Source organism: Kosakonia sp. CCTCC M2018092, assembly GCF_003864115.1.
In the GTDB taxonomy this organism is placed as follows: Bacteria; Pseudomonadota; Gammaproteobacteria; order Enterobacterales; family Enterobacteriaceae; genus Kosakonia; species Kosakonia cowanii.
In genome coordinates, this window is sequence record NZ_CP034225.1 from 795946 (window position 1) to 802597 (window position 6652).

The following is a 6652-nucleotide window of genomic DNA, read 5'->3' on the forward strand; positions in this document are numbered from 1 at the left end:
GAATCTCGCCCTTATCACCGCTTTTTGACAAGTCCAATAAAAGAAAACAGACCATGTTTGAAATTAATCCGGTAAAAAATCGTATTCAGGACCTCACGGAGCGCTCCGACGTTCTTAGGGGGTATCTTTGACTATGACGCCAAGAAAGAGCGTCTGGAAGAAGTAAACGCCGAGCTGGAACAGCCGGACGTATGGAATGAGCCAGAGCGCGCACAGGCGCTCGGCAAAGAGCGCTCCTCGCTCGAAGCTATCGTTGAGACGCTGGATCAGATGCGCCAGGGGCTGGAAGATGTCGCGGGCCTGCTGGAACTGGCCGTTGAAGCCGACGATGAAGAGACCTTCAACGAGGCCGTCGCCGAGCTGGACGGGCTGGAAGAGAAGCTGGCGCAGCTTGAGTTCCGCCGCATGTTCTCCGGCGAGTACGACAGCGCCGACTGCTACCTCGATATTCAGGCCGGCTCCGGCGGTACCGAAGCGCAGGACTGGGCCAGCATGCTGACGCGCATGTATCTGCGCTGGGCCGAAGCGCGCGGCTTCAAAACCGAAATCATCGAAGAGTCCGAAGGTGAAGTGGCGGGGATCAAATCCGTTACCATCAAGATCATCGGTGATTATGCCTACGGCTGGCTGCGTACCGAAACCGGCGTGCACCGTCTGGTGCGTAAAAGCCCGTTCGACTCCGGCGGCCGTCGCCACACCTCGTTCAGTTCCGCGTTTGTCTACCCGGAAGTGGATGACGATATCGATATCGAAATCAACCCGGCTGACCTGCGCATCGACGTTTACCGTGCCTCCGGCGCGGGCGGTCAGCACGTTAACCGTACTGAATCCGCGGTGCGTATTACCCACATTCCGACCGGGTTGGTCACGCAGTGCCAGAATGACCGCTCTCAGCATAAAAACAAAGACCAGGCCATGAAGCAGATGAAAGCAAAGCTTTATGAGCTGGAGATGCAGAAGAAAAATGCCGAGAAGCAGGCGATGGAAGATACCAAGTCCGACATCGGCTGGGGCAGCCAGATCCGTTCTTATGTCCTGGATGACTCCCGCATCAAAGATCTGCGCACCGGGGTTGAAACCCGCAACACGCAGGCGGTGCTGGACGGCAGCCTGGATCAATTTATTGAAGCAAGTTTGAAAGCAGGGCTATGAGGAACCAACATGTCTGAACAACAAGCACAGGGCGCTGACGCGGCAGTCGATCTTAATAATGAACTGAAAACCCGCCGTGAGAAGCTGGCGCTGTTGCGCGAGCAGGGCGTTCCGTTCCCGAACGACTTCCGTCGTGACCAGACCTCTGACAAGCTGCACGCCGAATTCGACGGCAAAGAGAATGAAGAGCTGGAAGCGCTCGGCATCGAAGTTGCCGTTGCGGGTCGTATGATGACGCGCCGCATTATGGGCAAAGCCTCCTTTGTCACGTTGCAGGATGTGGGCGGTCGTATTCAGCTCTATGTTTCCCGCGACGATCTGGCGGAAGGCATCTACAACGAGCAGTTCAAAAAGTGGGATCTCGGCGATATCCTCGGCGCGCGCGGCAAGCTGTTCAAGACCAAGACCGGCGAGCTGTCGATCCACTGCACCGAGCTGCGTCTGCTGACCAAAGCCCTGCGCCCGTTGCCGGACAAGTTCCACGGCCTGCAGGATCAGGAAGCGCGCTATCGTCAGCGCTACCTCGACCTGATCGCTAACGAAGAGTCGCGCAACACCTTCAAAATTCGCTCCCGCATCATGGCCGGAATTCGCCAGTTCATGGTCAACCGCGACTTTATGGAAGTGGAAACGCCGATGATGCAGGTGATCCCGGGCGGTGCCTCCGCGCGTCCGTTTATCACCCATCACAACGCGCTCGATCTCGACATGTACCTGCGTATCGCGCCGGAGCTCTATCTCAAGCGTCTGGTGGTCGGCGGCTTCGATCGCGTGTTCGAAATCAACCGTAACTTCCGTAATGAAGGCATCTCCGTACGCCATAACCCAGAGTTCACCATGATGGAGCTCTATATGGCGTATGCGGATTACAAAGATCTGATCGAGCTGACCGAATCCCTGTTCCGCACGCTGGCGCAGGATATTCTCGGCACCACCGAAGTGCCTTACGGCGAGCAGGTGTTCGACTTCGGCAAGCCGTTTGAGAAGCTGACCATGCGCGAAGCGATCAAAAAGTACCATCCGGAAACCGAGATGGGCGATCTGGATAACTTCGACAGCGCGAAAGCGATTGCTGAAAGCATCGGTATCAAGGTTGAGAAGAGCTGGGGTCTGGGCCGTATTGTGACCGAGATCTTTGAAGAAGTGGCGGAAGCGCACCTGATTCAGCCGACCTTCATCACCGAATACCCGGCAGAGGTCTCTCCGCTGGCGCGCCGTAACGACGACAACCCGGAAATCACCGACCGCTTCGAGTTCTTTATCGGCGGCCGTGAAATCGGTAACGGCTTTAGCGAGCTGAACGATGCTGAAGATCAGGCCAAGCGTTTCGCCGACCAGGTGGCAGCGAAAGACGCGGGCGATGACGAAGCGATGTTCTATGACGAAGACTATGTCACCGCGCTGGAGCATGGTCTGCCGCCGACGGCGGGTCTGGGTATCGGTATCGACCGTATGGTGATGCTGTTTACCAACAGCCACACCATCCGCGACGTGATCCTCTTCCCGGCGATGCGTCCGGTTAAATAACCGCTAATTGCCAGAAGCCCCGACGTTCACGCGCCGGGGCTTTTTTATTGCCCGGTGAAAGGGTTGGCATCCCACGTATGGCTGCTATGATATGTCGCCCGTTAATTTATTCGAGGAATGGTTTTGCGCGCAGGACGCCTGATGAGAAACCCATTTTGCATGGTCATATGCCTGGCATTTTCGCTGCTGCTGGCGGGCTGTGCGGGGAATAATTCAACCGGAAGCTACGCAGGCGCGACCTACACGGTCAAGCGCGGCGATACCCTGTACCGCATTTCGCGCATCACCGGTACCAGCGTAAAAGAGCTGGCGAGTATGAACGGCATTTCGCCGCCCTACACCATCGAAGTGGGGCAGCGTCTGAAGGTGAAAGGGGCGTCGAAAAGCTCCTCCTCCTCCGGCAAGCTGGCGAAAGCGCGGCCTTCTTCGTCGGTACCGCAAGCCTCCTGGCCGCCCGTAGGGCAGCGCTGCTGGCGCTGGCCGACCAGCGGGAAAGTGATCCTTACCTATTCCAACTCTGATGGCGGTAATAAAGGTATTGATATCGCCGGGTCGCGCGGGCAGCCGATCTACGCCGCCGGTGCCGGGAAAGTGGTCTATGTCGGCAGCCAGCTGCGCGGCTATGGCAACCTGATCATGATTAAGCACAGCGAAGATTACATCACCGCCTATGCGCACAATGAGACGCTGCTGGTGAATAACGGCCAGAGCGTGAAGTCCGGGCAGAAGATTGCCACCATGGGCAGCAGCGATGCCGACTCCGTGCGTCTGCACTTCCAGCTGCGTTATCGCGCGACGGCCATCGATCCGCTGCGCTATTTACCGCCGCAGGGCAGCGCACCGAAGTGTTAATCTGCGCGCTAACAGGCGAGAAATTAACCTGTTAGCGCATCGGTGGGTTGTCAGACGCAATGTAAGGTCTATAATGCCTGAGCACTTCGAAAGCGGGCGTAGTTCAATGGTAGAACGAGAGCTTCCCAAGCTCTATACGAGGGTTCGATTCCCTTCGCCCGCTCCAGCATTTCCTCTCTCTTCATTTCCCTGCTTTCTGCATCGCATCCTTCACGTTTATACAATGACGCTTATCGCGGTGAGATTTTTATTGCCGTTACAGCGGGGGGGGAAAGCGAAGCGTCGCGGCATCAGCACCGCCAGGCAGCACATCGCCCGACAGCACTGATTCCGGAAAGCGATTAATGGTGGGTTGTGTCCTGACCGCCGAAGATATTGGCACGGCTGCTGGAAGAGCTACCGTCACTGTTTCTCGTATCCTGACCGTCGAAGATATTGGCACGACTGCTGGAAGAGCTACCATCGCTATTTTGCGTGTCCTGGCCGTCAAAGATATTGGCGCGGCTGCTGGAAGAGCTACCGTCACTATTTTTCGTATCCTGGCCGCCAAAGATATTGGCTCTGCTGCTTGAGGTTCTTCCGTCACTGTATTTCGTGTCCTGCCCGCCGAAAATGTTGGAGCGGCTGCTGGATGTGGTGCCATCGTCATAACGGCAATCCTCTCCACCAAAAATATTGGACCGGCAGCTATCCGCCATCGCGCTATTCAGCGAGCCAGCAAACAGAAAAAAACCTAAAAATAGTGCCCTGGTATTCATAGCGTCTCTCTTAAAAGTGATGTTATCGGCGGATACAGAAAATCTGAATCCACACGAATTATGCCTGACACCGCGCGGGTGTCATCCCCAGGCTCTGGTAGTTATCGTAGCCCTTCCACACTTTCCGGCGACAGCGTCATCACCGTTTTCAGGCTCGTTTCAATGCTGCTCACAATCGCTTCTCGCGGGCCAGCGCGCCACGCATCGCTGGCGTAAAAGGCCTCCAGCACCGCAGCCATACTCTCCGGGCTGTCAAAAGCGCGAATCAGACAGTAGCAATCAGGGTCGTGCAGTGAGTTGCCAAACCTCACAACATCAATGCCGTGGCGCTGATGCAGGGGAACGCTGATCTCCTGCATGATGGCGTGAAACGCCGCGCCGCTTCCCTGACGCAGGGTGTATTGCAGTATCTCGACGGTTTTCATTTGCTTCATCTCCATTGCGCGCCGCTATGCCTGTATCACTTTCCACGCCAGCACGATGAAATAGATCGCGCTGGCGATCTGCATAAGGCGAAAAACTCTTCTGACATGGCGCCACTGGTAGCGCTCGCGGGCGTTAGCCTCTGCAATATCAGGGGGAAGGTGCGTTGTTTTTTTCTTTTTGATAAATATTTGCGCCACCGATGTGGCAAGAAGAACGACAGCAATCACTTTGAGAAATAGTGGGTTATCCATACTTAGCCGCCTCTGCCGACGATACGTCCCAACAGACTAACTGAAAGACGGTACATTCACTATGGATATATTTCACGGCAACCACAGCAGTGCTGCTTATAAGATCCTGTCTCACATTGCATTCGCATAACTATTCCCTGCAAGGCATAACTATTCATTCCAGGTATGGATTACTGCCTCATCCCGATGTTAACTTATGCTTCTGAATATGGAGGGAGCGATGCTGGATATTACGCATTTTGGGCTATTTGCCCTGTCAGTTTTTCTGTTGTCGGTAACACCGGGGCCGGATATGGCTTATGTTATCGGGCAAAGCGTGGCTAACGGGCGTCGTGCCGGGGTGATCTCCGCGGCGGGCGTGGCGTTGGGCAGTTGTACGCATGCCGTGGCGAGCGCCATCGGGCTAACGGCGCTGATCACCGCCTCACCGCTGATGTTCACCGTGATTAAATACCTCGGCGCTGCCTACCTGCTCTACCTCGGCAGTAAGATGATCCTCGGCACATTCGCCAAACCGCGCGATGAGGGCGAGGAAAGTGCGTCCATCAAAGCGAAAGTGACCACCCGCACGCTGCTCTCGCGTGGGTTTATCACCACGCTCACCAACCCGAAGGTGCTGCTCTTCTTTATCTCATTCTTCCCGCAGTTCGTGGTGGCGGATGGCGATCAGCATGCTGCCTCATTTCTGATTCTTGGCTTCGCGTACGCGCTGATCGCCTTCCTGACCGATATCACTTTCGCCCTGCTGGCGGGCAGCGCGGCGGGCGCGGTTTCGCAAAACCGAGGGCTGCAAAAGCTGCTCGACCGCATTGTCGGCACCACGTTTATTGCATTGGGGATCCGCCTGGCGCTCACGAAGCGCTAAGCGAGGTTAAGCATAAAGAGGCAGTCAGATAACGGTTTCGATCTGCTTAAGCCAGTCGGGCAAATAACAGCGATACCAGTGCTGAAAACGCGGAAAATCCGCTTTCTGTCGCTGGTGAAGGAGCGTGATGACTTCGCTGACAATCCACGCTTTCGCTAAGGCAATATCACGTGCGAGATCGTTTTCTGACCGCGGATTAAAGCGGCAGTAACGCGCCGCGAGGCGTTGATACTCTTCAGGCGTGCCCATGCCCTTTATCAGCGGCGCTAAATCAATCGCCGGGTGGCCGGTGCTGAACCGCTCCCAGTCAAACAGCACAAACTCACCGTTCTCGCGCTGCCCCCAGTTGCCGGCGTTACTGTCGCCGGAAATCAGGCCCGCTTCAGCAAACAGCCTGTCGCTGTCGCGCTGGCAGCGGCGCAGCGCTCTGGTGGCTGCTTCCGGCAAAGCGAGCAGGTGCAGGCTCAGCTCCAGCTGCGCGTCGGGCCAGCGATGGGTGTGGTAGTGCCAGTTTCTGTCCGGCGCAAAGCGGTGTAAGCGCGCCAGCATCGACACGATGGCGTCGCACGTAACATTTTGCTGGCTAACAGGGGAGGGAATCGCTTCGAGGGTGAGGGCGCGCGAACTGGCATTGGCTGCCAGCAGAGCTGGGGTAAGGATTTCCGCGCGCTTTAGCTCAGGCGCAACCTGATGGTAGAAGGCGTACTCGACCTTGCTGACCGGCGCTTTCTCAATCACCGTTATTCCGGCAGCATTAACCCTTTTCACCACCCGCGCGGCACCCATTTGCGCCAGATTCTCTGCTGTCATCGATGCTCCAC

General features: G+C 56.3%; 8 protein-coding genes and 1 tRNA gene. 5 read left to right on the top strand and 4 right to left on the bottom strand.

The annotated features are described in order from the left end of the window. The first annotated feature begins 53 nt into the window (after nucleotides 1–53). From prfB to EH164_RS03720, 4 genes are all read left to right on the top strand, one after another. A protein-coding gene (gene prfB / locus EH164_RS03705) for a peptide chain release factor 2 (RefSeq protein WP_124967331.1) occupies nucleotides 54–1152 on the top strand; the annotation gives its coding sequence in 2 pieces (ribosomal slippage) (nucleotides 54–128 and nucleotides 130–1152; 1098 coding nt in all). A 9-nt stretch (nucleotides 1153–1161) separates the two neighbouring features. Next, a complete protein-coding gene (gene lysS, locus EH164_RS03710) occupies nucleotides 1162–2679 on the top strand; it encodes a lysine--tRNA ligase (protein WP_124967332.1) in 1518 nt (505 codons plus the stop codon). Nucleotides 2680–2796: 117 nt separating this feature from the next. Next, nucleotides 2797–3531: an amidase activator ActS gene (actS, locus tag EH164_RS03715; protein ID WP_124967333.1), complete on the top strand. Its 735-nt coding sequence runs from the start codon at nucleotides 2797–2799 to the stop codon at nucleotides 3529–3531. A 92-nt stretch (nucleotides 3532–3623) separates the two neighbouring features. Next, nucleotides 3624–3697, top strand: a tRNA-Gly gene (locus EH164_RS03720). A gap of 175 nt (nucleotides 3698–3872) precedes the next feature. Here EH164_RS03720 and EH164_RS03725 read toward each other — a convergent pair. The 3 genes from EH164_RS03725 to EH164_RS03735 form a co-directional block, all read right to left on the bottom strand. After that, the gene (locus EH164_RS03725; protein ID WP_124967334.1) at nucleotides 3873–4289 is read right to left on the bottom strand and encodes a hypothetical protein; all 417 of its coding nucleotides are present in this window, start codon (nucleotides 4287–4289) and stop codon (nucleotides 3873–3875) included. A gap of 101 nt (nucleotides 4290–4390) precedes the next feature. Continuing rightward, the gene (locus tag EH164_RS03730) at nucleotides 4391–4714 is read right to left on the bottom strand and encodes an NIPSNAP family protein (protein ID WP_124971250.1); all 324 of its coding nucleotides are present in this window, start codon (nucleotides 4712–4714) and stop codon (nucleotides 4391–4393) included. 24 nt (nucleotides 4715–4738) lie between these two features. Further along, nucleotides 4739–4966 carry a hypothetical protein gene (locus EH164_RS03735; RefSeq protein ID WP_124967335.1) on the bottom strand — a complete coding sequence of 76 codons (228 nt, stop codon included), beginning with the start codon at nucleotides 4964–4966 and terminating at the stop codon, nucleotides 4739–4741. Between the two features lie 220 nt (nucleotides 4967–5186). Between EH164_RS03735 and EH164_RS03740 the strand changes: the two genes are divergently transcribed. Beyond that, nucleotides 5187–5831: a LysE family translocator gene (locus EH164_RS03740; RefSeq protein WP_124967336.1), complete on the top strand. Its 645-nt coding sequence runs from the start codon at nucleotides 5187–5189 to the stop codon at nucleotides 5829–5831. Between the two features lie 24 nt (nucleotides 5832–5855). On the opposite strand, the gene EH164_RS03745 is transcribed toward EH164_RS03740, so the two are convergent. Next, entirely contained in the window at nucleotides 5856–6641 is a 786-nt protein-coding gene (locus EH164_RS03745) for a phosphotransferase (RefSeq protein WP_124967337.1), read from the bottom strand. Between the last annotated feature and the right edge of the window lie 11 nt (nucleotides 6642–6652).